The 26,908-nt window shown below is 60.2% G+C and carries 30 protein-coding genes; 8 read left to right on the top strand and 22 right to left on the bottom strand.

What is annotated here, in order from left to right; all coding sequences use genetic code 11:
- Nucleotides 1-596 precede the first annotated feature (596 nt).
- The 4 genes from PQQ86_RS39455 (at nt 597) to PQQ86_RS39470 (ending at nt 2,944) form a co-directional block, all read left to right on the top strand.
- A complete protein-coding gene (locus PQQ86_RS39455) occupies nt 597-1,226 on the top strand; it encodes a DUF1845 domain-containing protein (protein ID WP_408279676.1) in 630 nt (209 codons plus the stop codon).
- Between the two features lie 91 nt (nt 1,227-1,317).
- Nucleotides 1,318-2,181 carry a hypothetical protein gene (locus PQQ86_RS39460; protein WP_408279677.1) on the top strand — a complete coding sequence of 288 codons (864 nt, stop codon included), beginning with the start codon at nt 1,318-1,320 and terminating at the stop codon, nt 2,179-2,181.
- Nucleotides 2,182-2,190: 9 nt separating this feature from the next.
- Nucleotides 2,191-2,586, top strand: coding sequence for a bactofilin family protein (locus PQQ86_RS39465; RefSeq protein ID WP_408279678.1), 396 nt, complete (start codon nt 2,191-2,193; stop codon nt 2,584-2,586).
- A 1-nt stretch (nt 2,587) separates the two neighbouring features.
- A complete protein-coding gene (locus PQQ86_RS39470; protein ID WP_408279679.1) occupies nt 2,588-2,944 on the top strand; it encodes a hypothetical protein in 357 nt (118 codons plus the stop codon).
- Nucleotides 2,945-3,254: 310 nt separating this feature from the next.
- On the opposite strand, the gene PQQ86_RS39475 is transcribed toward PQQ86_RS39470, so the two are convergent.
- The 15 genes from PQQ86_RS39475 to PQQ86_RS39545 all read right to left on the bottom strand — a co-directional run bounded on the left by PQQ86_RS39475 (nt 3,255) and on the right by PQQ86_RS39545 (nt 18,628).
- Nucleotides 3,255-4,961, bottom strand: a complete 1,707-nt coding sequence (locus PQQ86_RS39475) for an ATP-dependent helicase (protein ID WP_408279680.1) — start codon at nt 4,959-4,961, stop codon at nt 3,255-3,257.
- A 15-nt stretch (nt 4,962-4,976) separates the two neighbouring features.
- Nucleotides 4,977-5,858 carry an ATPase gene (locus PQQ86_RS39480; RefSeq protein WP_408279681.1) on the bottom strand — a complete coding sequence of 294 codons (882 nt, stop codon included), beginning with the start codon at nt 5,856-5,858 and terminating at the stop codon, nt 4,977-4,979.
- A gap of 827 nt (nt 5,859-6,685) precedes the next feature.
- Complete coding sequence (locus PQQ86_RS39485; RefSeq protein WP_408279682.1) at nt 6,686-6,898, bottom strand: hypothetical protein; 213 nt, start codon at nt 6,896-6,898, stop codon at nt 6,686-6,688.
- A 193-nt stretch (nt 6,899-7,091) separates the two neighbouring features.
- The gene (locus tag PQQ86_RS39490; protein WP_408279683.1) at nt 7,092-7,604 is read right to left on the bottom strand and encodes a hypothetical protein; all 513 of its coding nucleotides are present in this window, start codon (nt 7,602-7,604) and stop codon (nt 7,092-7,094) included.
- Nucleotides 7,605-7,880: 276 nt separating this feature from the next.
- Nucleotides 7,881-8,486: an IncC plasmid conjugative DNA transfer DtrJ family protein gene (locus PQQ86_RS39495; RefSeq protein ID WP_408279684.1), complete on the bottom strand. Its 606-nt coding sequence runs from the start codon at nt 8,484-8,486 to the stop codon at nt 7,881-7,883.
- Complete coding sequence (locus PQQ86_RS39500; RefSeq protein ID WP_408279685.1) at nt 8,476-8,760, bottom strand: hypothetical protein; 285 nt, start codon at nt 8,758-8,760, stop codon at nt 8,476-8,478. The genes PQQ86_RS39495 and PQQ86_RS39500 overlap by 11 nt, the downstream gene beginning before the upstream one ends.
- Complete coding sequence (locus tag PQQ86_RS39505; RefSeq protein ID WP_408279686.1) at nt 8,717-9,235, bottom strand: hypothetical protein; 519 nt, start codon at nt 9,233-9,235, stop codon at nt 8,717-8,719. Before PQQ86_RS39505 ends, PQQ86_RS39500 begins: the two co-directional genes overlap by 44 nt.
- Nucleotides 9,236-9,244: 9 nt before the next feature.
- Entirely contained in the window at nt 9,245-11,116 is a 1,872-nt protein-coding gene (traD, locus tag PQQ86_RS39510) for a conjugative transfer system coupling protein TraD (RefSeq protein WP_408279687.1), read from the bottom strand.
- A complete protein-coding gene (locus tag PQQ86_RS39515) occupies nt 11,113-12,519 on the bottom strand; it encodes a TraI domain-containing protein (RefSeq protein WP_408279688.1) in 1,407 nt (468 codons plus the stop codon). The genes traD and PQQ86_RS39515 overlap by 4 nt, the downstream gene beginning before the upstream one ends.
- Nucleotides 12,516-13,556 carry a type IV secretion system protein gene (locus tag PQQ86_RS39520; RefSeq protein WP_408279689.1) on the bottom strand — a complete coding sequence of 347 codons (1,041 nt, stop codon included), beginning with the start codon at nt 13,554-13,556 and terminating at the stop codon, nt 12,516-12,518. The genes PQQ86_RS39515 and PQQ86_RS39520 overlap by 4 nt, the downstream gene beginning before the upstream one ends.
- Nucleotides 13,557-13,576: 20 nt before the next feature.
- A complete protein-coding gene (locus PQQ86_RS39525) occupies nt 13,577-14,311 on the bottom strand; it encodes a DUF4141 domain-containing protein (RefSeq protein WP_408279690.1) in 735 nt (244 codons plus the stop codon).
- A gap of 175 nt (nt 14,312-14,486) precedes the next feature.
- Nucleotides 14,487-16,949, bottom strand: a complete 2,463-nt coding sequence (locus PQQ86_RS39530) for a VirB4 family type IV secretion system protein (RefSeq protein ID WP_408279691.1) — start codon at nt 16,947-16,949, stop codon at nt 14,487-14,489.
- Nucleotides 16,943-17,206, bottom strand: a complete 264-nt coding sequence (locus tag PQQ86_RS39535) for a conjugal transfer protein (RefSeq protein WP_234488151.1) — start codon at nt 17,204-17,206, stop codon at nt 16,943-16,945. Before PQQ86_RS39535 ends, PQQ86_RS39530 begins: the two co-directional genes overlap by 7 nt.
- A gap of 40 nt (nt 17,207-17,246) precedes the next feature.
- On the bottom strand, nt 17,247-17,624 hold the full coding sequence (locus tag PQQ86_RS39540) for a TrbC/VirB2 family protein (protein ID WP_408279692.1): 378 nt from the start codon (nt 17,622-17,624) through the stop codon (nt 17,247-17,249).
- 17 nt (nt 17,625-17,641) lie between these two features.
- Nucleotides 17,642-18,628, bottom strand: a complete 987-nt coding sequence (locus PQQ86_RS39545) for a TadA family conjugal transfer-associated ATPase (RefSeq protein WP_459252439.1) — start codon at nt 18,626-18,628, stop codon at nt 17,642-17,644.
- On the opposite strand from PQQ86_RS39545, the gene PQQ86_RS39765 reads away from it, so the two are divergent.
- From PQQ86_RS39765 to PQQ86_RS39560, 4 genes are all read left to right on the top strand, one after another.
- Nucleotides 18,515-18,874 (top strand): hypothetical protein, encoded by a 360-nt coding sequence (locus tag PQQ86_RS39765; RefSeq protein WP_459252440.1) that lies wholly within the window; start codon nt 18,515-18,517, stop codon nt 18,872-18,874. The genes PQQ86_RS39545 and PQQ86_RS39765 overlap by 114 nt on opposite strands.
- Nucleotides 18,875-18,978: 104 nt before the next feature.
- Nucleotides 18,979-19,437 carry a zinc-finger-containing protein gene (locus PQQ86_RS39550; protein ID WP_408279694.1) on the top strand — a complete coding sequence of 153 codons (459 nt, stop codon included), beginning with the start codon at nt 18,979-18,981 and terminating at the stop codon, nt 19,435-19,437.
- A gap of 12 nt (nt 19,438-19,449) precedes the next feature.
- Nucleotides 19,450-19,914, top strand: a complete 465-nt coding sequence (locus tag PQQ86_RS39555) for a hypothetical protein (RefSeq protein WP_408279695.1) — start codon at nt 19,450-19,452, stop codon at nt 19,912-19,914.
- A gap of 173 nt (nt 19,915-20,087) precedes the next feature.
- Nucleotides 20,088-20,396 carry an H-NS family nucleoid-associated regulatory protein gene (locus tag PQQ86_RS39560; RefSeq protein ID WP_408279696.1) on the top strand — a complete coding sequence of 103 codons (309 nt, stop codon included), beginning with the start codon at nt 20,088-20,090 and terminating at the stop codon, nt 20,394-20,396.
- Nucleotides 20,397-20,470: 74 nt separating this feature from the next.
- On the opposite strand, the gene PQQ86_RS39565 is transcribed toward PQQ86_RS39560, so the two are convergent.
- From PQQ86_RS39565 to PQQ86_RS39595, 7 genes are all read right to left on the bottom strand, one after another.
- Complete coding sequence (locus tag PQQ86_RS39565; protein WP_408279697.1) at nt 20,471-21,694, bottom strand: vWA domain-containing protein; 1,224 nt, start codon at nt 21,692-21,694, stop codon at nt 20,471-20,473.
- A 7-nt stretch (nt 21,695-21,701) separates the two neighbouring features.
- A complete protein-coding gene (locus PQQ86_RS39570) occupies nt 21,702-22,628 on the bottom strand; it encodes a hypothetical protein (protein WP_408279698.1) in 927 nt (308 codons plus the stop codon).
- Nucleotides 22,629-22,728: 100 nt separating this feature from the next.
- Nucleotides 22,729-23,787 carry an ATP-binding protein gene (locus PQQ86_RS39575; RefSeq protein WP_408279743.1) on the bottom strand — a complete coding sequence of 353 codons (1,059 nt, stop codon included), beginning with the start codon at nt 23,785-23,787 and terminating at the stop codon, nt 22,729-22,731.
- 123 nt (nt 23,788-23,910) lie between these two features.
- Nucleotides 23,911-24,156: a DUF3717 domain-containing protein gene (locus tag PQQ86_RS39580; protein WP_408279699.1), complete on the bottom strand. Its 246-nt coding sequence runs from the start codon at nt 24,154-24,156 to the stop codon at nt 23,911-23,913.
- Between the two features lie 242 nt (nt 24,157-24,398).
- Nucleotides 24,399-24,863 (bottom strand): hypothetical protein, encoded by a 465-nt coding sequence (locus PQQ86_RS39585; RefSeq protein WP_408279700.1) that lies wholly within the window; start codon nt 24,861-24,863, stop codon nt 24,399-24,401.
- 131 nt (nt 24,864-24,994) lie between these two features.
- Nucleotides 24,995-25,315, bottom strand: a complete 321-nt coding sequence (locus PQQ86_RS39590; protein WP_408279701.1) for a hypothetical protein — start codon at nt 25,313-25,315, stop codon at nt 24,995-24,997.
- A gap of 30 nt (nt 25,316-25,345) precedes the next feature.
- The gene (locus PQQ86_RS39595; RefSeq protein WP_408279702.1) at nt 25,346-26,869 is read right to left on the bottom strand and encodes a hypothetical protein; all 1,524 of its coding nucleotides are present in this window, start codon (nt 26,867-26,869) and stop codon (nt 25,346-25,348) included.
- Between the last annotated feature and the right edge of the window lie 39 nt (nt 26,870-26,908).

Here is a 26,908-nt window from a genome sequence, read left to right on the forward strand (position 1 = left end):
CGAAAAAAAAGCGCGCTCCCCGGTAAGAGGAACGCGCTTCGGATTCAGTGGTAAATGACCCAGACACCACATCCCTTCCGGGGATGTGGTGTCCAGGGAGCCGGGAGGCTCACAGTCGGGAACGTTAGGTCGTTCCCGCGCAGCATGGTCACGCTGCGCAACAGCCCATTTTCGGAAAGTTCATTCCGCCGCAGGATCACGGATCAGTCGACTACGATCGTTCTACCCAGATGGGCTCTGGAGAGAGAACACCCGGTATCCGGGTCCGAACGATGTCGCGGCGCAAATGCAGGCGGCCGGTGACGAGTTTTATGACTGAAAGATAGGGAGCGCGGGCGAGGCGCTCATCAACAGAAGTTTCCACACCAGAAGCCAACTGGTCGGAGCATGCTCAAGGGCACGGCTTATACAGAGGATGGACTCCGGGCTAGCCGGGTCAGGGTCGATGCGTCAGAGACGCGAGAAGTAGAGTCAGTATTGCCGAAAAACGTCCCTGCGAAGCCCGGAAAGATGATGAAATCAGCGCAGCTTTTGCCCGGAATCATCAGACGAAACGCGAGCACAATGACCGGTGAGAGAGACCACCCGAAAACCACATGGCCGCCGTTCTTGAACTTCCGTCAGACCCGGACCGTCCGGCAGACTCTGACGACGCACGCCCCGCACTTGCGCTCGCAGCATCGAGCGCGGCGCCGGTGCCCCCAGCACCTCCCGCGTCCAGCGGGCTGAAGCCTATCGCGCGTCTGACAAGCGACTCGCGCGTCACGCGCATCGTTCCCGAATCTGACGCCGTCACTGTGCTGCTATATAGCTCGCAGTTTGCGCGTGATTTCATCCGTTCCGACTACAACTTCTGCGCGGCGAAGATCGCAGTTGCACGCGGGGGCAAGGTCCGGGCGCTGGAGTCCTCACTGCGCGACGCTGCCAACTGGTTTCGCAAAACCAACGAATGGATCTCCCGCCACGACGCACGCGCAATTGAACTGCCGCACGAAGCCATCGAGCTGATCATCACGCGCCCACTGGCTGGCTTGCTGGTGCGATGCCTCACCCAGTTCGACCGGGTCTTCGTCGGAACACTTGAGGCGCTCCTCGCCGAAAAAATCTCGACGAGCGATCGCGCCAACATTCTCACGAACGCCGAGAAACGGATCAAACACATCGTCCAGGTGTGCATGCCGGATAACGACCAGTACGACTTCGACGGCGAGCGCCGCGAGCAGTAACCGGCATTGCCACAACCCGATACTTTTCGCCTGGCAGGATTGACTTCCTGTCCGGATGAGTACGCTCGACTTCTCACTCTGGAGACGAACAATGGATATACGGCAAATTCAGGCGCTCCACGCGCAATACTCGCCACACCCGGTCGTCATTGACATCGCTGGCCACGCGTCGGCCATGCCAGCGCTGCCGGCGCCGGAACGCGGATCCAGTCTCGGCACCGGGCGTGGATGGAACTTCAGCGGACTGTCCGCGACACTCAGAAAGGCTGGCCGACCGGCCCTGCTCTGTCTGGCGATCGCGGCCATCGCGGGCGGTGGCGGCATGAGCGCGGCAAAAATCTGGCGCGTCATGCACGATAGCGCTGCGGCGCCAGTCCACCTGGTCGAGCAAGCCACAACCGCTCCGGCACAGGCATCCGTGACCAGCGAGTCGGCAATCAACGCTGCGCCGGCCCGACCGCTGACCGCGTCGGACTTCGGGCAGCAGCCGGTAGCCGCTCCTGCCCTCGCGAGCGTGGACCCGCGCTCCCTTACGATTCATCCGGAGACGGCGGCGTCTACGGGCGGCAATGCCGCCGACAACCCCACTAGCAGGACGCTCGCGCAGGCCGCAGCATCGTCGATCCACGCACAGCGCCCCGCGACGCCAACGCAAGCCGTTCTTGTGCAGCCAGTCGCTCAAGACGTTGCAGTCGCCCCGTCGGCACCTGTCCGGCCAACGGCAACGGCTGAGGCGCAACAAGCGGTGGTTCCAGCCCCTGCGCCCGCGAGCGAGCGCACTGCCAGCGCCGCCGAAGCGCCAGCCGCCAGGCCCGTATTGCGTCCGATCCGGCATCTGAGCTCCCATCACGCGACCATCAATACGAGCGAGCCGCCGGCGACGCCTGCTGCGCCGACACAGACCGCGCCCGCCAAAGCCCCGGTAGCAAAGGGCGGCGACGTTCAACTTTTCTGATAGGCACCGATGAAAACTCAACCTCTTAGCGTCACTCTGCTCGCGGCCGGCGTGTCGATCCACGGCGACATGATTCTCGATCACGGCGTTAGCACGTTCGGGATCATCGACGGCAATCTCATTTCGAATGCCGGGTTACTGCATGTGGGCCAGGGCGGGATGGTCAAAGGTCAGGTCGAAGGCGAACACGTGCGCATAGACGGCATCGTTGAGGGCGACGTGCACGCCCGCGGCATTCTCGAAATCAACGGTCGGGTCAAGGGCAACGTCTTCTACTGCGGCACGATCCGCCTCGGCCAGCGGGCCTCGCTCGAAGGGCAGATCAAACGCAAGGCCAGCGAACTGACCATCGAGAACGCCGCGAGCAACGTTCAGCAGATCCCGCGATCGGCGAGTGGATCCTGAGATGAGCATCCAGCGGAATCTCGCGCTCGCCCTGCGCAACGTGTTTTACAGAGCGCATCCCGCCCTCAACAAGGTGCGTCACATCCTCGGCTGGCGCAGCGGGGGCGTCTACAAACGAATTGACGAGAATCGCGAACTCGCTGAGTTGCTGCGCGATCAGGCGCCAGCGTTTCTCGGTCGACAACCATGGGTTCTCGACTGGCTGCAGGCGAATGACGACTTTCTGTGCAGGCTTGCGGAAGCGGTGCCAATAAGCGATGGACAGTTCCCGGCACTTCCGGACGACAACGGCAAAGGCTTTCCTCGCCCCTGGCCCACGGCAGCCGATTCAGCAGTCGCCGCGCCCAACATTCAGTAACCTGATGATGAAACCCATGACCACACTGAAATTTCTCGCTGCGGCGCCTCGTGTCGCTGTTACCGCCACATCAACTGCACTCGCCGGCGCCCGCTACAGTCTGATTCTCACGATGAGTCCAGAAATGAATTGATCGGTCTTGCAGAAAAGAAGGCCGGGCACGTCGTAAGCGACGTCCCGGCCAATTTTTTCCAGCAACGACATTTACGTAGGGAGTGCCGCGGATTAGATGCCTTGCGACGCCCGATAGAAAAGCGCCTGATAGCCAAGTATCCCCAACAGGCGGTTGAGCATCGAAAACTCCACGGATTTATTGCACTTCGGATTCGATAACGAAGCGTGAAACTGGATTCTTTTTGATCGTTGCAATGACCAGGCCGTCGCGCGCCCGCGTCATGGCAACATAGAACAGCCGTCGCTCCTCCGACTCCCCGCTTTTCTCATCCGGCACCACGCCCTCTTCGGCGCGCGTGATCCAGACGTGATCCCACTCGAGGCCCTTTGAACTGTGCATCGTCGTGAGCACGAGTGCGCCGTCAGCGGGCTTGTTGTTGTCGCGCTTGAGGAATTCAATGCGTTCGGCAAACGACCCGTTCAGCCGCGAGATAACGTCGTAGGTGCCGCGAATTGCGCGGATAGCCTGATCGCCTTTCGCGTAGGTCATCATCAGTTCCAGCACGCCTTCAAGTGCCAATGAGTAAAACCGGCGCTCGCACAGCGCCTGCCACTCGGCGAGGCGCTTCATGAAGCTGCGGTATGCCGTCGATGTGTCTTCGCCGATACCGAGGGCGACAAGATCCTTCTTCAGGCGTTGTTTCAGCTCAGGACCCATGTCGCGGTGCAACGCCCCGAGGTCGCTCGAACTCATGCCCGTATAGCCAAGCACGGCATCAAGACCGTTGCGCTTTCTCCCTTCGACGATCTGCAGCAGGTTGCACATCAATGCGCCCTGCGGCCGATTCAGGACCGAACTGCCCGAGGCACGGTAATACGCAACGCCGTGCGACCGGCAGACCGACTCGATCGGATCAAGTATGCGGTTTGTACGCGCGAGGATTGCGCAAGAGCGTCCCGCCGCCAGCAGCGGCTGAAGCATTTCGAGGGCTGCCAGCGCGTCAGCGTACTCGTCGTCGGATCGGCGCGTGGATACGCTACCGCCGGCCCCCCGTTCTGCGTGCAGCGCCTTGGGGATACGATCGACGTTATTCCGTATGACCTTGTCGGCTGCCGACAGGATTTCACTCCGGCACCGGTAGTTACTCCCGAGCACGACCCGTTGTGCATCGAACGAAGCCGCGAAACTTTCCATCCCGCGAAAGCCGAGCGCCGCCCGGAATCCGTAGATGCTCTGATCGTCGTCGCCAACGACTGTAACGTGCGTGCCGGCCTTCGCATGGAGTTCAACCCAGCGATACTGGAGCGGATCGGTATCCTGGAACTCGTCGACGAGCAGATCGGTAAGTCCGTACGGCTGAATCTCGCCTCTCTCCATGCCGGCGACGGACAGTCGGAGCATGTCCTGGAAATCGATCTTGCCGTTTCGCGAGAGCGCTTCCTGGTAGGCGTCGTAAAGCTGCGCATCGGCGGTGCCCGCCTCCACGCGACCAAAATTCGTCTTGATGCGCTCGATAACCGGCACGACTTCTTCTGGCTTCCATGCGAGACCGAGCTCGGCTATGACCCGCCCGAGTAGTCCCATGCGGTCTCCGTCCGACGCAATGTCACGCTTGCTTCCACCGGGTGGCGTCAACTGCCTGAACGCCAAGGAGTGAAATGTGCCTGCGATGAGTCGGCGTTTTGCGTCCGGCCCGGACAGCGCGAGAATCCGGTCGCGCAACTCGACCGCGGCATCCTTGCTGAAGGTAACGGCGCCGACGATCGCCGATGGATCGGCGAGCAGCAGCGCGGCCTTAGACGCAATGGTTTTGGTTTTGCCCGCTCCGGGGCATGCGATCGCAACGCAATGGCGGCGCAACTGCGCCACCTCGCGCTGTTGCGGATTCAGCTCATCGAGCATGGCATCGACCCGGGATTACCGGCCGCGTACCGTAGTCATCAGACGCAGGTGGGTCATGTAGCCACGCACGCCGACCGGATGGAACTTGCGCAGGAAGCGCGAAGTTTCTTCGTCGACGTCCGATTGATCGCGCACGCCATTCCAGACGAGGAAGTCGAAGCTATCCATGACCTTGTCGAATTTCAGCATCACCGACAGCAGGCGCATCGAAAACCGTGAATACGCCTCAACCTCAATGTCCAGTGAAGGCTTGGTGACGCTCGGCGTGAACACGATATCGCCCTGGGCGCGCATCTTCGAGTCTGTCTTGTCGCGGAAGCCTTGCGCCACCGTCAATTGCTCGTCCACGTATGCTTCCAGATCGCCTATCTGCTTTTCGAACCAGTCCGTCACGACAGACTGATCCTCCGCCCCGAATGTCGAGCGCCCGAAGCGCTGCATATTGATACTCATACGGTTCAGGTACGGCCACCATTGCTCGAAGAGAGGCTTTAGACGCGTATGGTTCAGACGGACTGCGGCAGGAACTACCGCAGCGCCGGAAAGCTGGCGGCTCATAAGTTCACGACCGATTTCGCGGCGGCGCTGGACAATCGCGGCGCGTTCTGCCGAAGATAGATCGCGGAACAGCTTGCGGGTGCGTGCGACCTGATCGCGTTTTTCGGTAGCTTCGGACTCGCTAATCATCCCTTCCTTCTGGAGGGTGGTCGCGGCGTCTTCCATCTGCTGAAGCTCACGCTCGATCTCGCCGTCGTCCGCGCCATCCGTCGTGGGCGGCACGCTCAAACCGGCTGCACCGACCGCGCCCGTCACCGCGCGGCTGGGATCGGGGGCGGCGCCGTGAGCGCTCGTTCCCTCGGCGTCTGCGAGATTCGTCTCTTCGTTGATGGTGCTCATATATGTCCCTGTGGTGAGAGCTCGCGCACGCGCGCGGCATGCAACCTATTGTTGCGAGGTTGGGCGGGACAATCGGGGTAAAACATAGGCGATTTCGCCTGTCTTTTACAGCCCCAGGATGGGAGCACTTGTCGCGGCGTCGGTCGCCGGCCTCCCGTCGGACGCTCAGACGGTCGTGAAGAGTCGGCGTTGAATGGAGCCGCCGTGCGCATGAATCGCGGCGAGGCGCTGTCCGCACTTACGATCGAAGAAGAAAACCCGGAGATTGCGCCGCGATACAGGGACTCGTCCGACGTTGTCCGCGACGCCGTGGCGCCGGTTTGCCGTGACCGACCGTCCTCGACCCACAACGGTCTTTCAAACCTCCCGAGAGCAGCCATTCCAGCACGGTTGTGTGTTTGATAGGATGCCGCATGTGCCTACACTCGCGCGGCTCGGATACACGCGTCCGCAATTTTAATGAAAAAATTGGTTTGGATTCTTCTCATGCTCGCCGTGATTTCATGGGGGATCTGCTATGCATACGTATCCAGTTCCATTCACTTTGGCTGGCTTGGAACCTTGCTTGCATCGGCTGCAGGAGTACTCGCAACAATATCTGCTTATCTGACAGAAGAGAAAGCGCACACTCGCGGCGGCGTCGTATACAAGTCCAAATCGCCCATCCAGTTTCTCCTCGTTCACCTCTGGTTGGGCTTATTCCTGACGGCAATTGGGCTCTTTAGCGTAATGGGTTGCCTTGGGTACACGACTGGCTTGTAGGAGGCTACAGGTCTAAGAGTTGTTCCCAATTGGTGGACGGTGTCGACCGCCCAAACTGGCCGTCCTCAACGTTTCTCACGCTCGGACTCGTCCGGCTCTTGCTCGTCTTGGGAGAGAAGGTCAGATAGCTCAGGCGGGGAAAGCCGCTTCATTTTCCTTTCGAGCTTGCGATCGTATTGCCGGTCGTTCGGATCCGAGGCTTGAGCCTTGCGGGCGGACTGCTGTACGAAGCGACCGAGTTCACCGGCTAGCCGAGATTTGGTTCGTTTCGTGGTCATGTTTCAAATCTTGTGCTGCTCGAAGTCATGCGTAGTGTATGCCCGCGCATCGATTGCCAACGATTCAGATGCTGACGTCGAACGGCCGGTTGTGGCCGACCTCTGCCTAATTCGGTCTGTTCAGCTCGACCCCCGTCGGGCCATCGAGGATCGTCAAAATGGTCATTGGACGTCGTATTGAGTCGCCCATGACCTAAAACTGCCGCCGGACCATTCGCCCGATCAAACTGGCTAAAAGGCCCACTGAAATAAAAGCGGCAGCGCCTGCCATAAAAATCCATGGCAAGAAAACGGGTGGTTGCTCCCAAGTATTGACCAAGGCGACCTGCGGGTTTGATCGAACAAGGCGCACTTCAAAATGTCCGGCACGAAGCTCGTTCATGTTGTAACGTCCGTCCTTCGTTGGAACGCGATGCTCATAGGCTCGGCCCTGAAACGAGTATGAGAGAACTGGACTAACGTTTCCATTTTGCCCCTGTTCGAACCGTATCACTCGTCCTGTGACGATAACTGAGTCCTTCTCAAATGCCTGCGCGATCTGGAGGTCGTCGTAAGCCCCGAAGCCAAAGATCAATGCGAGTGAGATAGCGGCAAAGGTCCCGAGACAATGTTGCAGAAAAGGCAACTGGTTGATCGACTCAATTTCCTCGTCTGCGCCCTTGCGTTGTCTGTCCTTACTTGCTTCTCTCACGGTTATTTTTTCCATCAGCAACCGTACCAGTGAAATGTGAACTTCGACAGCCTAATGCTAATTGTCAACAATTCAGGTCGCAATGTCGACTGGCCGTTCGTGGCCGGGTGCAGTCGGACGTCTCCGCGATGAGTGATCGTACGCGGCGAGCATTCGTGCCGACCTGACCTGCGTGACGTCTTTCCGGCAAGCGCGAGGGTACGAAGGCAATCCACACGCCCGTCAACCGGTTGACGGTCCTAACCCGGAAAGGTGGTGGTTTTGCCGCAGCTTTCCGGGGACAACCTTTCACTACTGATAGGAAGAAGATGCCTTCCAGAGGAGCGCGCCTAGGACGGCCGCCATCACGACCCAGACCTGGGCGAACAATGGAACCGGCGCAACCAGCACGGCAAACGCCAAACCAAACACCATAAGGATGCCGTGCCCTGCCAGATGGAACGAAAGGGGGCTCGCAAAGCCTGCGGCAGACGCCTTGATCTTCCGACGCACCGAGCCATCGACAAACGCCGCCACACAGAATGCCAGCGTGCCCAGAATCCACAGTTTCATGACCGTGGCACGGTACACGGCTCGATAAACCTCGAGCCAAAAATTGTGGACCCATGTGTGCGCGAAGTCGGAGACGCCACCATCGCCGATGTCGCCGCTGCCGGTCGCGTCAATCGTCGCACGCACAAGACCCGTCTGTACGAACCATCGCTTGAACCGCTCATTGGTAGCCGTTACCGCCTCCTCGGCGCGTTCCACGCCGACGATCGCCGCGACCGAATCAGCCTCCTCCGGAGCAATGGAAAAGAGCGACGGATCGGGAATGGCGGGTATCAGGAACAGGGCAAGCAGCGGTACGAAGAAGAACCACCACTTTATGTGCGAGACGAAACGGCTACCTGCCATAGAGATGGACTCCCCACTCTAGAAGAAACGTTGCGACACGTCCCAGCATGTACAACGTAAACACGATCAGGCCCGTCAGCCCCAGATAGAAGTGCACCGGCCGGCGATTGATGAAGAGCGCAAGCGCATAGGCCATCGCCCCGGAACCTCGCGAGAATTCCCGCGGAGGCGTTGCGTCGATCTCGTCCTGGGCCTGCGCGGTCGACATCGCGCGCCGCGCAAAGTCGTCATCAACCCGCGAGAGCTTCGCTATCAGAAAACGCGTGAGCGACATCGTAGTCCTCGAAATAGAGACGGAAGTTTTCACCGGTCAGCGCGCGAGCGGCCAGCTGGAATGCCGCCGAGCGTTGGGTAATGCTTTCAGGGCAACGCTCATCGACCATGCCCGTTTCCAGTCCGTCGTGTCGAGCCTCGAAGGCCGGGATCGACTCGAGCATCGGGGGCCACACGTGATAGCGCTCGCCGTCGCGTGCTACGTAGCGTCGTGAGTAGAGCAGGTGCGCATGCTCGAACAGGCCCTGCATGAACGCAACGTGCGGCTCGCCAGTCTTGCGCGTGCGCTTGTACGCGGCCAGCCCGTTGTCGAGCATCTCCTTGACCAGTGGCTCGCTCTCGCCCATGAACTTCTCCCCGATGAAATCGGCCACGCGCGCGCAGGCGAGTTCAAGCTCCGGCGCCAGCGTGAAGACCGGGATCAGGCGGGAGGACAGCTTGTAGTCGCGGATGATTTTTTTATATACGGCAGACATGCGTAGGTTTCAGCCTTGAAGGATTGGAATACGGCCCTGATACACGGCAGCGCCCGAAATCCGCATGAAGTACTGCAGGTTCGGCAGGCTATGAATCAGGCGAGTAGGAATCAAAGGAACCTTTTCCATCTGAAGCGAGCGTGAAACGGAGCCGGTAAATTCGCCGACGTGCGCTTCGCTTCCCGTGCTGGTGCTTCCGGTCATCACGAGGTTGCGGATCGCGGTTTCCCCGACCTTGTCAGAGAACCACTGCGCTGTGTCGGTGTCTTCCAAGCGTAAGATGATCTGGTTGTTCAGATTGCCCAAAACCTGCAGCATTTTCGCGGCGTTTCCGAGGCGCGCTTCAAGATCGGCTCGAGCCTGGAATGCGACGAATGCCTTGAAGCCGGCGCCGCGCCCCTTGTTGAGCACCTGAATCACCTGCTCGTTGATAGCCTCACCCACCTCGTCGATGATCAGCACGACTTCAGGCGGAGAATCGTAGAAGTTGTAGATCGAACCGCATACTGCCGCGACGTCGGCGAGGACCATCGACGCGATAGCCTTCTGGACGATGTTGTTAGACAGCGAGTCGAGGCCCATATACAACACAGCCTTCTGCTTGATGATCTTGTCGATGTCCCAGATCTCGCGCTCGTCTTCGAAATCGTCCGCCTTCGGCGCGAGCATCAAGCCGGTTTCACCGGTCGCCAGCATCTGCAGCAAAGGCAGCGCGGACGCGATGATCCGCATGTAGTGCTCCTTGTCGTGGGTATGCGTGGCGACCAGCCCGTCGAGAGTTTCGTGTCCCTTGTCGAGGGCAACAAAGCGCGCGTTGTACAGCGCGACCATACCGTCCACGATTGAGACACCGGGTTTGTTGGCCATCTTGACCGTGTCCTGAGCGACGAGTGTCTCCCAGTCGAGAAGGCCACTTTCCCGGAAGAAGCGTTTCAGGCTCTTCTCGAGCAGCGTGGTGATCCCCGATTGAGCATATTTCAGGATCGATCGGAGGTTCGGCTTGTCGCCGATGTACAACTCGCCCTTTACCGCGCGATCGATGAACAGGAACGCAAAGTCGCGGAACGGGCCTTCGTCCATCAGCTGCGCGATGCGGCTGGGAATTTCGGACGGCTGCGACCAGTTCTCGATCGGGTTCAGCCGGATCGACTCCGATGGCTTCGCCTGATTGAAGTAAAGGAACTTCCGGCCGGTGCGTTTGCACTCTGTTTCAACGCGCTTTCGCCAATCGGCATCGTTCTTCGGATCGATGCACAGCAACACATCGGAAGGCGTGTGAATCACCTGCGTCGAGATCACCTCATAGGTCCGGGTTTTTCCTGAACCTGTGGTGCCGCCGACAGCAGTATGCCCCCCCATCGCCTTATAGTGGAACGGTACGAGCCCCTTCTTTGGCTCCATGCCGTGGATCCACGAGGAGCCCTGCGGCATCCGGTCACGGATGCTGTCCTTGGGAGCGAAGATCGATTCGATCATCTCCTCAAATTTGCGACCGGTGTCGGTTTTCCCAAGCCAGCGTGGCAAGCCCGGAATATCGGTCGTCGGCATCCGAATGATGTCATGCGCGATCTGGCAGTGCTTCTGCGTCCACTCGTATCCGATGCCCAGATACATCGAGTTCACTTCCTTTCGCATCCGCGCCTGGATGGCGAGCAGCTTCGGGACCTGCAGCGTGGTTAGCCATTTCGTCGAAATCGCCATGCGAAATTTCAGCGCCTTCCATATCTGCAACGAGCGAACCGTCAGCACGAGCAGCCCGAATAACGCAAACGCCCATCCGTATGGCATGCCCGACAATGGGATAAGGAAGATCGCGCACAGCCAGAAAGCGGCCGACCTGACCTCGTAGATCGGACGAAAATGATTGATGTAACTGATCATGCGGGTTTGTCCATGATGAGTTGGCCAGCACGTGGCCCGAGCGTTATTTCGCCCTGGTCATTGCCCACGAGCAGACTGCGTTTGCGCAGGTGTTCAACGAGCGTGTCGCTCGCGACTCCATAGCTACCAATCAGACGCTTCGGAATGGCGAGTCCTTTGTCGTTCCATGAGACCTTTGCGGTGCCCGCCGCGACGTCTTCGCGCAGCGCCTTGAAGAGCTCCCTGATCATGTTTGGCGTGCCTTTGAGGACCTCGTCAAAGAGCTCGGTCGGCTCCGTGCCGGCCGTGTTGTCTGTTGGCACTGGCGATGTGCGCATGGCGGCCGGATTGACCGCGGCCACGTGCTGTCGATGCGCAGTGTCGTTGTCTGTCGCACAGCCGATTGCTCCAAGCAGGGTTCGCGGTTCTGATTGCGACAACGGGAGGGACATCTGTGCGGCGGGCGCGGCCGGCGACACGGCAGCGCTTGCCGGCGGGCCGGACTGCAGATCGCCGAGCCCTGTTCCGGACTCCCCCGCCGATGCGGCGACCGATGCCGACGGAGCCTGTGCCAGAGGGACTGCCTGGGCCGGTGAAGCCGCGGCAGGTGGCGCCGGCGGCGTAGACGCGGGTGCTACGGCCGATACCGCTGCTGCAGGCGACGCAGCGGCGGCCGGCTGCAATTGCGCGGCCACGTGAATGGCTGACGGCACGGAAAACTGCACTGGCTCGAAAACGGCGCGCTGTGCCTTGCGGTCGAACTCGACGGCCGTGTCCACCGCCTGCCGGATGACCTTGTGCAGCAGGGATTCGGCCTCAAGCGGCTTCGTGCTCGGGTTGATCGCGCCAAACAACTCCGACAGCACTTCAGCGTCAAGGCCAGTGAGCAGCTCTGAGCCGATCAGCATCTGGGCGAGCATGCCGGTCCGCATCCGCTCGATCGGCAACGGCGCGGAGCGACGCGCGACGCGATACGGGGCGCTGCCCAGCCACGGGCCGGCCGGGCCGTTGACCGACGGATTCCACGCCGAGCGATCGCTTTCGCGCTCGATTGTGAAATGCCGGTAGGGCTCGTCCAGACGCGAGCAGACCGCCGCGAGGAACACTGCATAGTTGTATTGCGGCTCGATCCGGCGACGCTTTTCGGAAGGCAGGTTGGTGCCGAACTTCTGGCCGCCTGCGAGTCGCATCGCGTAGAACGCCGTCTCAACGGTGCAGCGGAACGCGCCGCCCGGTTCGCGATAGATCTCAGGGTTCAGCGGCATTGACGAAAACCAGTCCGCGCAACGCTGGAGGACGGTCAGCCACTTCCGCTGGAACTCCGCCCTGCCCGCTTCGTTGGCGCACTGCTCGATCAGGTCGACACGGCGCTGATGATCGGCAACCAGCGTCGCCGCTTCGATTGGGGAATGCAGCACGGTCATACGATCCCCGCCGTGGCCGCCTTGCTGACTTTGCCAATGATCGAGCCGCTCGCATTTGCACCGCCGCCGAACATCCCTGCCATTTTAGGAATCTCGAACGACACGAGGAACACAAAGAGCGACAGGTCGAACACATAGGCGGCTGCTCCGGGCGTCGAAAGCCCCACGGACACCGACGTCTGGATTGCATCGGTCAACGTGTGCGTTACGAGGCGCACGAGAATTGCGGCCACAACCACATACATGCCCGCACTGATCATGTAATCCAGCCACGTCTTGAAATAGCCACGCGTAAAGGTTGAGAAACCAAGTGCGAATGCGATCTGACCCATTACTGTTCCGACGGCGAACTGTAACTGGCCGAGGTTGATGAAGAAGACGAACACGATCGACGTGACCGACAACACAAGCCAGGCAAAAAACAATGGACCGACCGCCATCAGCACCGCGATATATTGGGTCCAGCTCGCTGTTTTGAGCGCGCCGATGAATGCATCGAAGATCTGCCCCGCGGCATTACCCATGATGCTGAGCGCGCTGCTCATGTTGGCGCCACCGATTGTATTTGCCATCCCAAGGAACCATTGATAGAAGCCGGGCGCCCAGGATGCAAACCCAACATAGAACGCCGCAAAGATACCCAGTATTCCGAGTTCTTCGAACAGGACGACCCATGCCATCACCGGATCGCGTGTCGCGGCGTACCTCACAGCTGCGAGCACGATCGTAATCACCGCGAGACCGCTCGCGAACTTGTCGGCCTCCGGCTTGATCAATGCACTTACTGAAACCGCCGCATCGATGACCGACGAGAACATGCCAGAGATCTTGGTGATCGCATTCTGGTTGCCCTTGCCAATTTCGCCGGGCTTGATGAGGTCCCCAACGTTCACAGTGGCCGTTGCAGGCGGTGTGTTTGCCGGCAGCGGGATGCCGTCCGGTGTCGTCGCCTGCGCAAATGCCGTCGGCGAAGTGGCCGGCCCGAGCATCAATGAGACGAGCGCGGCAGCAATGAGAATCCTGATGCGTCGAAGCATGGTTTGCTGTGTCCCGTTGCTCAGAAGCCGTACGCTGCGCGTTCGGCAGTCTGTTGATCGACGAAGCTCTTCGCGGCCGCGGCTTTCGCCTTATCGTCCTCGTTGGCGACCGACTGCTGCTGCGCATCGCGCTGCTGTTTGCCAGCCGTCATCTGAAGCAGATCGCTCATCTGGCTCGAGACCATGTCAAGGTAGTGAGTGGTCAGTTCGGCGGTCGCCTGTGCAGTCGGCGTGAGGGACAGCTGCGACTGCAGATCCTGGCGACGCTTGCCGAGATCTTCCGCATGCTTCATCACGTTGTTGCCCATCTGGAACAGTGCGGTCGCCTGTTTGTCTCTCTGGTTATAGAGGGTCCCCATATCCGCAAACCACTGCTCGTTCGACTTGCCGGAACGCGAGATGAGCGTCTGCACGTGGGTAATCCACTGGCTGCCGTCCTGCAGATCGCCATACATATCGGTAAGCGTGCCAGCAAGCTGCTTGTACTTGTCGATGTCACCCGTAATCTGGGTGTACTGGGCTTTCATCGCCGTCGGGTCGAGATTCGTCGCCTGCAGCAACTGGTTAGCCATCATCTGGTACTGGTAGGCGATATTGCTGTCCTGATAGACCTCAGTCTTCACGGCCTTCATCGCGGTGATCATGTTCTGCGCGAGGTTTGAGGGGTCAATGACGACCCACTGAGCAAACGCTCCCTGCACTGCGCCGAACGTCAGGCCCGTCGCTACTGCGAGCCGAATAAATGTCTTCTTCATCGTTGTCCACCTCCAAAGGATTGACCGCGTGACGCGGATAGTGATTTCTTTCGTGACCGGAGCACGCGGATTGGCGGCCGCTGCCTCCAGTGCGCGCGGCTGTGCTGACGGACCGCCAACATGAGTGCGGGCCGCCGCAAACGGAAAACGCTGCGATTCATCGTCGGCTCCGCTATCAGTCGAGGGTCATCATTTCGCGCAGATACGCTTCGCGCCAGCCAGGTGCACCTGACGTGTAGTGCTTGTCGAGCACGGCTTGCGCGCGACCGTCCGAGCGCAGCACGGCGAGCGTTTCTTTTGGGAAGCTCGCCTGCAACATCCGGGTCTGGTCAGGCGTGACCCACAGGTAGTCGCGGTTAGGGACCGCGTCAGAAATCATGGCGATCTGATCGAGCGTCAGGCCGAACTTGTCCTGATAGAGGTGCAGGTTGTTTTTTGCATCCGGGTTGGGCAGGTAGAGGATGTTCGGGATGTTCTCCTTGAGCACCTCGAAGTCTGCAATTCGCGCCACCTGCGCGAGCGATTGGGTCGCCATCATCAACGTGGCATTGAGCTTGCGGATTGTGACCGCCCAGACTTCCAGGCGCTTGTAGAAGCGCTCGTTCTGGAAGAAGAACCCGGCCTCCTCTACCTCAATGACCGTGTAGCGCTTGCCGTCGAGCCATTGCGCAATCCGATAGAACGCGTAATCCATGAACAGCGCCGCCGCGACCGGAAAGTTCAGGAACAGGTCACCCATTTCGATCGAAATGTCGTCCGACAGCGCAAAGGCGTCTTCTGCGTGATCGAAGAAGCGCCCGTTCTTTTCCCCCTGCGTCCACACGGCGAGCCGCTCACGGAGCTCGTCGGGCAGGAACGTGTTCAGGTACGACAGGGTCCATAGCTCTGGACCGTAACCGTCGCCGAGCGTCTTGACGGCCTCGAAGATCGTCCGTTCCTGAGGCTTGGTGCACCGGAACTGGTCGTCCTCGATGGCCATCTGCACCCACTCGGCGACGTACGGATAGTGCTTCTCATCGTGCAGCAGGGACAGCGGATTGACCGACGTTGCGGCTTCAAACCGGCCCGTCGCGTCGATGAAACGGCCACCTGCGAGCACCGTCGGAATCCGCGTCGAGCGATCCTTGTCGAACCGGACGCGGCGCGCGCCGTGCCGCCCCGTCTGCGACATCAGGAAATTCAGCATGATCGATTTACCCATGCCGATCGGCCCGAGGACGAGCAGGTGCGATGCGCCACCGGGTCGGTGCAGGTTGACGCGTTGAAGCGTCTTGTGACGGGTCGGCAGCATGGTGAGCGGGCCGGTCTTCTGGCCGGACTGCTGAGTGAGCCACGCATTCACCGTGCTACCCTCGGAGACACTACGCACGGGCGCTATGTCGGACGCCGCGGCTGTCTCGACAAACTGCAGGCGACGCTGCTGGTCCCAGCGTCCGGGCAGTGTCGACGACCAGGCTGCGAAGAGGTTGTCGCGCTCCACAATCACACCGAAGCCTGCGCTACCGATTTTTCCGACGACGTCTCGGGTAGCATCTTCGCATTCCTTGAATGTGTCGCCATAAACGATGACGGAGACGTTCGCGAATCCGTACTGCTGACCGTCGGCAACCAGCTTCTCAAGCGCGTCTTCCGCCTCGTCAGCCAGGCGCTCGCGTCCCTTGTCGTTCTTCTGTTCTTCCTTCGAGAAATACGCCTTGAGGATCGACCACGGATTGAAGGCGGCGATCTTGTAGAACTTCCGGATCTTTTCGATATAGCCGGTTGCCTTCGCGGTATCGAGGAAACGGAACATCACGCATACATCGAGCTCGGCATCGACTTCGGCGAGAACGTCGAGCGCAGCCTCCTGAAAGCCCATCCATTCCTTGACGGCAACAATCCTGGCGTAGCGCCTGCCGTATGCGGAGTCGAACATGAGTGTGTCCGCACCAACCGTAATCTCGCTCTCGGTCAGGTGCGAGTCGAGCATCGTCACCGGATACCGGACACGGCGCGGCGGAACGGAAGGATTGGCGCTCTGGTGCAGGAAGGCGAGCGAATCCTGTAGCAGCAGGCGCGTCATCCTCAGGCGAGTTACGCTCCCCTTGAAGGCATCGAGCACCGATTCGAACCGCTTGATGTCGGTGGTCAGCCGTTCGATATCGAACACGAACGCGCTACGGGCCAGGATCGAATCCTTCGCCGCCTCGAGCATCGCCGAGAACATCGACTTGCCGCCCACCGTCATGTGATAGGCAATCTTGTCGAAAATCTTGTTGACGCCCGTCTCGGGCGTATAGGCAAGCGCGAGCGAATGCGTGTTGCGGAAATACTTCCCGCTGCCCACGTGCTTGCGGTTTATCGAGTCGATACGCTCGTCGATGTCCGCGGCGAATTCGCCCTCGATTTCGCCCTTGACACGGCGGTGCGCCAGCCGCCACCACGCAGTAACGCGATGATCGAAGTTCTTGCACGCGCGGTCGAGGTTGTCACGCGCTGCCGATATGTCCGCCGTATTCGGGCTGTCGGCGTCGATCCCGCCGAACGTAAAGGCGGTCAGCAACGACCCGTCCTTATTCAGGACAAGTTCAGGCGTGACCATCGTTGCCCAGGGCGCGATCTCCTGGATCGAGCGGGCCAGAAGCTTCTTCTTCAGCATTGAAGATCCTGATCGAAACCGTAGGGGCGCTTGAAACGCGCCGAGAACTTCGTGGTCGGCATCGGCTGATAAACGTCCGCGTAGCGGTTATAGACCGTCATCACCTGCTTCCACCACGGGTCTTTCGAGCTTTTCCAACGCAGCAGCCAGTGCACGGCAATGCCAACGACGAGGAAGGTCGGCGTCATGCTCGAATAGCAGAGCAACACCGTCATCGTGCCGTTGGCAATGGCGAGGCCGCGGTCTGCCCCACCCATCTGGCGCGGCAGCGAAAGACCTCGACTGACCTTGGTCGGATTACGCACAGGCGAATGTGATGCCGAGATGGTTCTTGACGATGTTCACCGCGCAAGCCGCCAGACCCAGCCCGACGAAAACGGATGAGATGATCTTGCCGATCGTGCTTTCGGAGTTCGCGATTGCTACGGCGCCGACGATGATGAGGACGATGCCGATCCCATACAGCCACGGCCCGCTGATGTAGGCCTGAATCAGGCAGATCACATCCGTGGCCGGCCCCAGGTCCGTCATGCTGACCGCGGAGGCAAACGGGGCGAAGAAGGCAAGCGCTCCGGCGACAAGCGTGGAGCGGATCTCCCGGCGGCTGAGAAAGCGCTGGAACGTGCCAGCGGCGAGCGCACGCAGTCGGGTACGGGTTGAGTCGAGATACTTCATTGCAAAGCTCCAATCAGTTAGAAAACACGATTGAGGACATAATCCCCATCCTTGAAACCCTTGATCTCAACGATCTCGGAGACGTGGCGCATCTCGCCGGTGCGGCGCAGATGGATGACGTAGTTGAAACAGTCGGCTATCGACTTGCGCATGTCGGCAAGGTCCCATCGGCTGCCAGTCGGGATGCCGAGCATCGCGAGACTTTCCAGACGGCTCAGACCACCGCGCGCGTTGTTCGCGTGAATCGAGCCGAGGCCGCCGTCGTGCCCGGTGCTCAGCGCCTGGATGAAGTCGAATGCCTCGCCCCCGCGAACTTCACCAACGACGATCCGGTCGGGCCGGAACCGCAGACACAGCGCGACTAACGCCTGTGTCGTGACGCCCTTCTCGGGGTTTGAAAGGAAGCGCACGAGGTTGGGCACGCGCAACTTCAGCTCCATCGTGTCCTCGATGGTAATGACACGCTGATCCGCAGGAATCTGCGTGGCCAACGCGTTCAGGAACGTGGTCTTGCCGGTCGACGTGCCGCCAGCGACAAGAATGTTTTTGCGCTGGAGGATCAGCTCGCTCACCGCGGCCATCAGCGATTCGTTCTCGATGCCCGGAAAAAAGGGATTCTCGTCCGTGCGGTCGTGAAGCGCATGAACCCGCGAGAACGCGCCCATCGCAACGTAGTCGGGAAGCGATAGGTGCTTGTCGTGGTGTTTGCGGATCGACAGGGCGTTGCCGTCAATCGCAGTCGGATGCATCACGGCTGCGATCCGCAAGCCCTTGTGGCCGGCGTTGATGATCCCCTGTGACGTTCCGGCGCGCGCCGATTTATCGACGGACGCCGCAAGCGAGAGAACGGCCCCGTTGAGGGTCGCCTGATTCAGTCGAAGATCGAGCCGATGCATCTGCCCACGCCGCTCGACGAACACGTTGTCGAAATTGTTAATCATGATTTCGGCAACGTCCGGCGCCTCGAAATGCTCTCGCAGCGGCATCAACGATTCGAAAAACATCCTGACCGCGCTCTCTTCGAGCGGGCGCAGCTTGAGCAGGGGATTTTCGGCAGATTCAGTCATGCTGCTATTGTTCAGGCTGGCAAAGCCCGAAGCAGACCGAAAGAGCGACCAAATAAGGGAGCTTTTGCCAGCAACGCGACACAGCGGCGCGCCAACATGAGTCTCCCTATTCAACGTCGTCGAATCCGCGCCCGATCACAGTTCGTTGATCGTCGGCATAGCCCCGGGTCGTCAACCGGTTGACGGGCTTAACCCGGTAAGCTCACGAAAATCGTATAGCTTTTGCCCCATTTCGATAATCCGCTTACTGTCATGAATCACCCTGAAGCTGCCGTGGAGGCGCCAAAGTGCGCGTAGGCAAACCCGTCAAGGCCTTGCCGCAACCGTTGTGTGACTACTGCGGTGGGCGCGCCGCGCTCACCCGTTGCGATGATGACACTTATCCCTATCGCGATGACCATGGGCCCGTGTGGATCTGCACCGCTTGTCAGGCATGGATCGGTATCCATGCGCGTAGCACGCGTAACGTGCCGCTTGGGCGACTGGCGAATGCATCGTTGCGGGATGCGAAGAGCCGACTGCACGATGCGCTCGAGCCGCTCGTCGCGGGCAAAGTCCGCCGTGACGGTGTGAACGCGTTCGAAGCCCGAGCGAAAGCGATCCGCTGGGTTGCAACCGAATCAGGCTTTGATCCGGTGCCGGCCTCCATCCACGCGCTCACTCTTGACCAATGCGAACAGGCGCTACGCTATGTCGAGGCGTTCAAGGCCGCGCGCCGTTCGACGTCGGACGACGACCAGACTTAACCACTTTCAACGATGGCAAAAACGATTCCGTTCAACCGAAACCCGCAGGCGGCCCGCGCGCGCCGCGCGAAGACCCTGTTGCTGCCGATGCCCCGCGCATCGGCCGACGAGTTTTCGCTGCAGGTTCACATCGCGCTGGACGCGCTCAGGCGCGGCTGCGGCAACGTACAGGCTGCGCAAACGATGACCCAGGCAATGATTCTCACCGGTCTGCTGGCCGAGGCTGGATATGGCGCGGCGACATTCGATCAGATGCAGAGCGCGGAAAGCGTCATTTCGGCGGCATTTGATCGCGGCCGTGACACCGGTGTCTGGATACTCGACGAGGATGGATTCGCGCAGTTTGCGACCATCGCAACCACTTACGATTACCAGTTGCAGCGCGCGCCGTTATCGGTAATCGCTGATGCCAGCGACCGACTTGACCGCTTCCGGGCAGGCGAATCCTTCGAACAGGTCGCACGCAAGCGCGCCTGAGTGCCAGTTTTGCAATTCAGTGTTGTTCGGGCGATGCATGCAGCTTTCCGGATTCGGGTTTATACTTAATCCCGTCTCCTCCATGTCTCCTCCGATATGGATTCAGCCCGCCCTTGAGGCGGGCTTTTTTCTGCCTCTCGTTATAATCCGGCAACTCAAACCGGTATCTCAGAATGAAAGGGAAAATAGCTGACGGCGAGGCGCGCGACCGCCTCATCATCTGGATCCGCCGCCGCATGGCAGAGTTCGGCATCACATTCGAAGCGCTGGGCGCGTCGATAGAAGAAGATCTCGCACACCCGCCGATTTATCGTGATGCGCGAGGCAACGACTGGAACGGGGTCGGTCCGATGCCCGACTGGCTTGCGGCCGCCAAACACGCGGGCGTGGATCCTGACTTCTTCCGTATCGAAGAAAAGCCGATGGACAAGCAAAAGCACAGGCCAAACGCGGTCTACAGGCAGGCCGACCTCTTCGAATAGCGTGCGTCCATACAAAAAGCCCGGCTGGATAGCCGGGCTTGGGTCAGGGAAACGGGCAGCAGCAACAAGCCCACTCAACAGATCACTTCCATCGTCTCGCCGAACGGTGCCTGTTTCGCGCGCCGCAGCGGTGTGGTCGATGCCCACAGGACGGGAAACCCGGGCGCCTCATCCGGGAACCGTCCCTCCATATCCGTCAGATAGACGAGAAACGCCGGATTAATCCCATCTTCCGCGACGCGCGTGAACGGATCGACGAACGCCGTGCCACCACCACCTCGCACTGGAAGAAGCTCGATCGGATCGCCCCGCTCGAAAATCTGCACCTGGGTGACGCGCACATCGCAATCCATCACGATGAGGCGCCGCGGCCGCAGGCTGTCGTTCACGGCGAGAATCTCCGCGTCAAACTGGGCCTGCGTTTCGTCGAAAACCGAGCCACTGGAATCGCGCACAAACACCGCGTCACCCACAGCCGGTTCATGAAGTGCCGGCAGGTACAGCCCCAGATGCAGATAGCGCCGGTTAGGCATCGCGAAGCTGTAATCAGTCGGCGACGCCTGCTGCGCAAACCGGTGCAGGATCGAGCGCCAGTCGACAATCGGCTCAACTGCCTGCCCGACCATCGCCTGCAGCCCGCCAGGCAGACCACCGCGCATCTGGGCCGCTTTCGCAGCCTGAAGCACGGCAACCTTCCATTCGGCTTCCTTCACCGGCTTGTCGTCACCCTTGTACTGACGCACCTCGCCGCATGAAGGCGCGGATTTGGGGCTCGGGGTTGCGTCCGGAGTGTTCGCGCCGTTCGCGGATTGCGGCGGGGCATTGCCCCCGGATTGTCCACCTGACTCGTCGCCTGGCTTCCCGCCCGTTTTGCCACCCTCCTTCTTCCCCTTCTCCCTCTTCCGCGCCTCCTGCGCGAGGATCGAGTAAATCTCTTCGGCCGCCATTCCGGAAAAACGCGGATCGATCAGAGCCCCGGCCGGCAGAATGAATCCCGCCGATTTCAGGATCGGGTTGATCGCATGATCGCAGGCGTCGTTCCAGAGGTCCGGGTCACGATCGCCCATACGCCAGCAGTGACCGTTGGCCACGTGCAGTACTTCGTGCGCCAGCACGCCCCGAACTTCGAGATCGTTCACACTCGCCAGATACGCCGGGTTGTAACCTACCCGCTCCGAGTCAGTCCAGAACGTCTCGCAGGACGGATCCTCCACGACGGTCAGACGAAGCGCCAGCGCACCGAAGAATGGCTGATCCAGAACAAGCGCGGTGCGCTGCTTTGAGATTCGCGGATCCATGCGTACCTCAGGCAACGAGTCGCAGAAGCGGCGTCTGATCTTCCAGCGCCGGCGCCTGATCTTGCATCGGCTCCGGCGTGCCGCCCATAAACGCCGCCATCAGCCCTTCGATTTCCTGGGCTTTTGCAGCGACCTGTGAGCGCAGCACGCGCGAATCTTTCAGATCCGCGCCGGTATGAACGGCAAGGTGCTTCGTCGCCTGATCGAGAATATGCGTGAGCTTCGGATCGTTGCTGAAATTCAGCTTCGGCAGCAGCTCACAAAGTTCGCGCACCTGGTTGGTCACGTCCAGCCGGACGTTGCCTTCCGCGTACAGCCGGTCAGCCAGCTTCGAGGTAGCCTCGTACAGACGGCCAACCAGATCGTTGTTAGCCGTCGAAATGCTGGCCAGCACGTGCTGATCGATCTCGCCCTGCAGCGACGAGAGTACGTTCTCCGGCAGATCAATACCGAACTGGCTTGCGTCTGGAAATGGCAGCACAGCCATCTTGATGCCGAACTTGCCGGACATCTGCGCGAGGCTCGGATAGTCCGCTTCGTTGAACAGTCCGTTCAACTCAGCGCGCGCCTGTTCCTTCAGGTCGAGGTAGTCCGTCAGGAAAACCGAAACGGCCAGATCGAACTCATCCTTCAGCTTGCGCATGTGGTCGGCGAAGTCCATGTAGATCATCGTCGGCAGGAGGCGTACGCCCAGCTGGTCGTAGTCCAGCGAATGATCGTAGTAGTACGCGCGGATGCGGTTCCCGATCGACACCGCTTCCTTGTAGCTCGGCGCATGCTCCGGCATAAGCCGCTTGTTAAAGCGCCCGATGCCTTTGGCCTGATGCGACTTCTCGACCTCCTCAGTAACCTTCCCGTCGAAACAACGGGCGTGCCACGCGGAGATCGTGACCGACGACAGCATGACCTTCGATTTGATATCGGTGATGTTCATGGATAACTCCAGAAAAGTAAGAGATGGATGAAGCAGAAAGAAAAAGGCCACGACGTGCGGGTGCAGGTCGTAGCCAGAAACAACAGAAATACAGAATGGATCAGTTGCCTTGAATGATCTTGCCGATCTCGCCGCCCTGCGCACGAACGAATGCGTCGGTGTTTGCGAGCGTGGCGGTGCGACGAAGCGCATCGCGCACGAGCAGAGCCCCGAACTCGCGGCCCCCACCACTGATGATTCGGTCCGTGTACGTCAGCACGCGATCGAAGTTGCCTTCGTTGGAATACGCGGCGAGAGCCGCGGTCACCGCATAGAGCGCGGAGGTGTTTTCCGGGATCGGGGCTGTATCGGGATTGAGCAGGATTGAATCCGGCGATGGAAGCTGCCGGTAGATTCCGAGAAAACTCATGAACTCGGACGCAGCCTCTGACCCAACTGTCCCTGAGTAGGAGAGCAGTTCCAATCCCCTGGGCACGACCGGCATCGTCTTTCCCAAAAACCCCCAGCTTCGCGGACTCGGCGAGCTCTCGATATCGCGGCTCTTTTTCGGGAGCACGAGCAGATCCGGACGGAAACGCAGGAAGGCGATCAGCTCGACCGGCACATCGTTGCGAACCGCCCACACCGTCCAGTCGTTGACCGACGTCTGCAACTCGACAACCGTCGCGAAACGGGAAATGACTGGATCGAGAATCCCTGTCACCCCTGCGTTGTCGGTACGGCGATTGGTGGCGGCGACGAACGTCACATGCGGCGGGAGCTTATGGCTACCAACACGCCGGGCAAGCAGCAGTTGCATCTTCGCCGCCTGAACGGCCTGCGACGCCTGGCCGAGGTCGTCCAGAAACCAGATAAGCGGTGCTTTGCTATTCATGGCGAGTTCCAGATCGCCGAACGGCAGATGCGCCGCGCTTTTTCCGTCAGCCGAGGGGAACGGCAGGCCTTTGGAGTCGGTCGGGTCCTCGACAACGGGATGGCTGATGAGCAAGTCGTGACCAGTCGCATTCGCAACCTGCTCGACGATGTCGCTCTTGCCGATGCCCGGAATGCCGGTGATGAGTGTTGGAAGACGCGCCGGCACATAGGCCGTGAGGAGTTCGATGAGTTGGGATGGGTTGACTATGGGTCGCGTGGCGACCGGGGATGCAGGTGCGTTCATGGGTTTGCCTGAAAAAGAAAACCCCACACGAACGACGCCCCGCAGGGACGTGGTCCCTGTGGGGAAGATGGAATGCCGCGAAGCGGCAGATCGATGCGTCAATTGACGCGGAAAAATGCAGTACTACGGTTTCGCCTGTTCCAACGCAGTTTTCTGCGCGGTGGAGATTTTCGCTATCGGCACGCTCGTGCGCCGTTCCACGATCATGCGCCCGTAGAGGTCCGCAAGAGTGCGTGCCTGGGTGCAAAGGATCAATGGCTCGTCGTCGCTTACTGGCGATGGCGACCGGTTACGCCAGACGTTGATCGCATTCTCAACGTCAACGATCGTCACGTGCGGCTCTTCAGGTCGTGCGGGTTGCTGGTTCATGGGGTACCTCTTCGTGAGCCCCACGAACAACGCCCGAAGGGACGTGTTCCCGACGGGGCAAATGGATGCCGGAGACCGGCGGATCGATGCGTCATGGACGCAGGTGATTACTGAAGTCTAGGCCCCTCCCGTGATAGCACTCTGCAGAAAGGTTCGATTTTCGACCCAGCTTTGGGCAGGCGAGCAAACCTGTAGCTCAAAAAAAAAGCCGGTGCGTAAGCGCCGGCCCGTTCAAACGATTATTAGAAAAGCGCCAGGGAACACTCAGCATCGAGCTGCTTCTCGATCTGTGCGCGCAACTTCGCGACTCTGGCGCGATACTGCCGCGCTCTTTCGTCAGCAGCCCCGCTGTGCTTTTCGACGACGTAGATGAGATAGCCGGCTCTCGCCGGACCTCGCCAACCTGTCCACTCGGCGATGATCTGCCCGCGAACGCTCGGCTCACACGCGAAGTCCGCGGCCCTGCCCTCACGCCAGTGCTTCGCCTCGAGGTTGCGCATACGCTGGTCACCTGCAAGCGCCATCCGTTCGCGACGCTCTTTCTCGGCGTCGACGTCATTCATCGGTGCCGGTGCAAACTGATGCGCGAACAGCGGATACTCGCGGTCAATCTTCTCCTGAGCCCGCTTGTGCCGTCGCAGGTAGGCAGCTTCCCTTCGTGCGGTCCACGTCAGGCCTTCGACACGCGGTCTGCGGTCAAAACGCATATCGGTCTCCAGTTAAAAGCAGCGCCGACAAAAGGCGCTGGAATCGGGTATAAAAAAGCCCTCCAGACGCAGTTGCGCGCGGAGGGCTGAGAAACGACGACGAATACTTCTTGGGGTGGTGTTTTTACAGCTTATTTTCCTAACAGACGAACCGAATACGCTCCTGCGATCTTGCACTCCATCTCGACCACAAGCGCCGCGACGGTCTGCTCGATTTCGCTCCGAAGCATGCCGTCGGGAAAAATCGCGTAGCTGGCAGCTAGTACATTTTCGCCGGCACTGGTGAAGTCGCCCCTGGTGAGCCACCACCGATTGCCCTCCTGATCGAAACTCAACCAGATGCTGGCCCGCTTCGGCGCGACAACGGTCTCGAATGTCTTACTGAAAGCATCGACAATCCGGTCTTTTTGCCAGCCGAACCGCCCAAGACAATCAACAATGATGTCTTTCATAATTCGCTCCTGAAACGGTAACCGAAAGGATCAGGCCGCGAGCCGCGCATCCAGCACGGTCCTGGCGTACGCCAGGGTGCCGTCTTTCGCGCGCAGCGCGCGACCTTCCTTGCTGACAGGGTTCACGAGCACATACTCCCTGCTCGCACCTTTGCGCCAGTCGCGAATTTCCACAACGCCCGCAGCGATCGACTCGTCGACGTGGGCCGCACCGCTCACGAGGGAGCCATCAGGACGTCGGTACTTCGAGCCCTCGGCCGCCTCTCTCGCCCGCCTCGCGTCCTCCGCGTGCTGTTCCGCCTCGCGCCGGACTGCCTCCGCGGCCTCCCATGCAGACTGGGCCGTTTCATCGAAGCCGCAAAGTGCGAAGACCGCCCGACGCCGATCGGCTGGCTTCAGACCGCGGAGTTTCACGCCAAGCACCTCACGCACTGCCTGCTTGCTGATCCGGTTGCGATCGTCTGCCGTATCGAGCACCGACAGCAGGTACCCAACGTTCCGCTCGGCGACCCCCGTCGCTAACCGATTCGGCCACTCATAAGTCGAACGGCCGTGATCGAGAAGCACCATCTGACGCTGTAGCTCGAACAGCCGTTTGCTAATGCGGCCTTTCGCAAGCTCCTCCTCGGCCCGCTTCAGATCAACAGTTCGTCGGTTATCGGCCGCCAGTCCACGCAAGCGCGCGGCGAGCTCCGACACCGGCGTGCCGACGTCGACCGGAGACATGAACCGGTCTGGCAATGGCAGTGATTGCAGCAAACCGACCTCATAGAGCCGATCGTCGACGGCGAGCGGATCGACGTCGTCCGGCAGTGACCTCACAGCGTCGACATACACGGGCACGGTCTCGCTGGTGAGCGTGATCTTCTCGTGCCGGAGCACTTGCGCCAGCGCCGCCCACTTGCGTGGGTGCAATGCACCACGAAGTTCCGGCAGATCGAGCAGCGGCCGTGCCCATTCCAGGCCATATTTGAACGTGTCGTCCATCGTGCGGTAATCGGCGATGACCGATTCTGGAACCGGTCGATTGCTCACTAGCGCGTAAGCGACGTGCACCTCGTGCCGGCCGTTCATCTGACGGCTAACCGGTTCAAGGGGGCCGTTGAACCCGAACCCCAGGCGCTCCATCGCGGCCCTGCCGACGCAGTTTGAAAACTGGAAGTGTTCGCCGCGAGACTTTGCGGCTGCCTTCTCGGCCTCGATCTGGCTCGACGAGAACAGCAGCCGGACATCCTTGTCCAGGCCGAACAGCGCCTGGAAGCTCTCCCAGTGGTGCGGGCGTACCTGCCAGGGTGCGGCTATCTCGTTGCCACGGACAAACCAGGCCGTCGCGACCTCGTCGACGAGTGCCGTCGCGAAATCCGATGCCGATAGCGTTTGACGGATTGTCAGCGCCCCATTGAAGCGGGTCACGTTCACCGGCCACCCGTCGCGATAAAGCTGGACGTCGGCCGTGGCCACCGTCTTGAAAGTCGGTTCGCTCTGGAATAACTGGAACACTTCGATCAACGTCTGAAGTGTGAACTGGGAAATCGGTGTGGTCAGGGTGTACATGCTTGCCTCCTGCGGAAAAATGGAGAGGCAATCACCCCG

Origin of the sequence: Paraburkholderia sediminicola (assembly GCF_046026675.1) — a bacterium.
GTDB lineage: Bacteria > Pseudomonadota > Gammaproteobacteria > Burkholderiales > Burkholderiaceae > Paraburkholderia > Paraburkholderia sediminicola_F.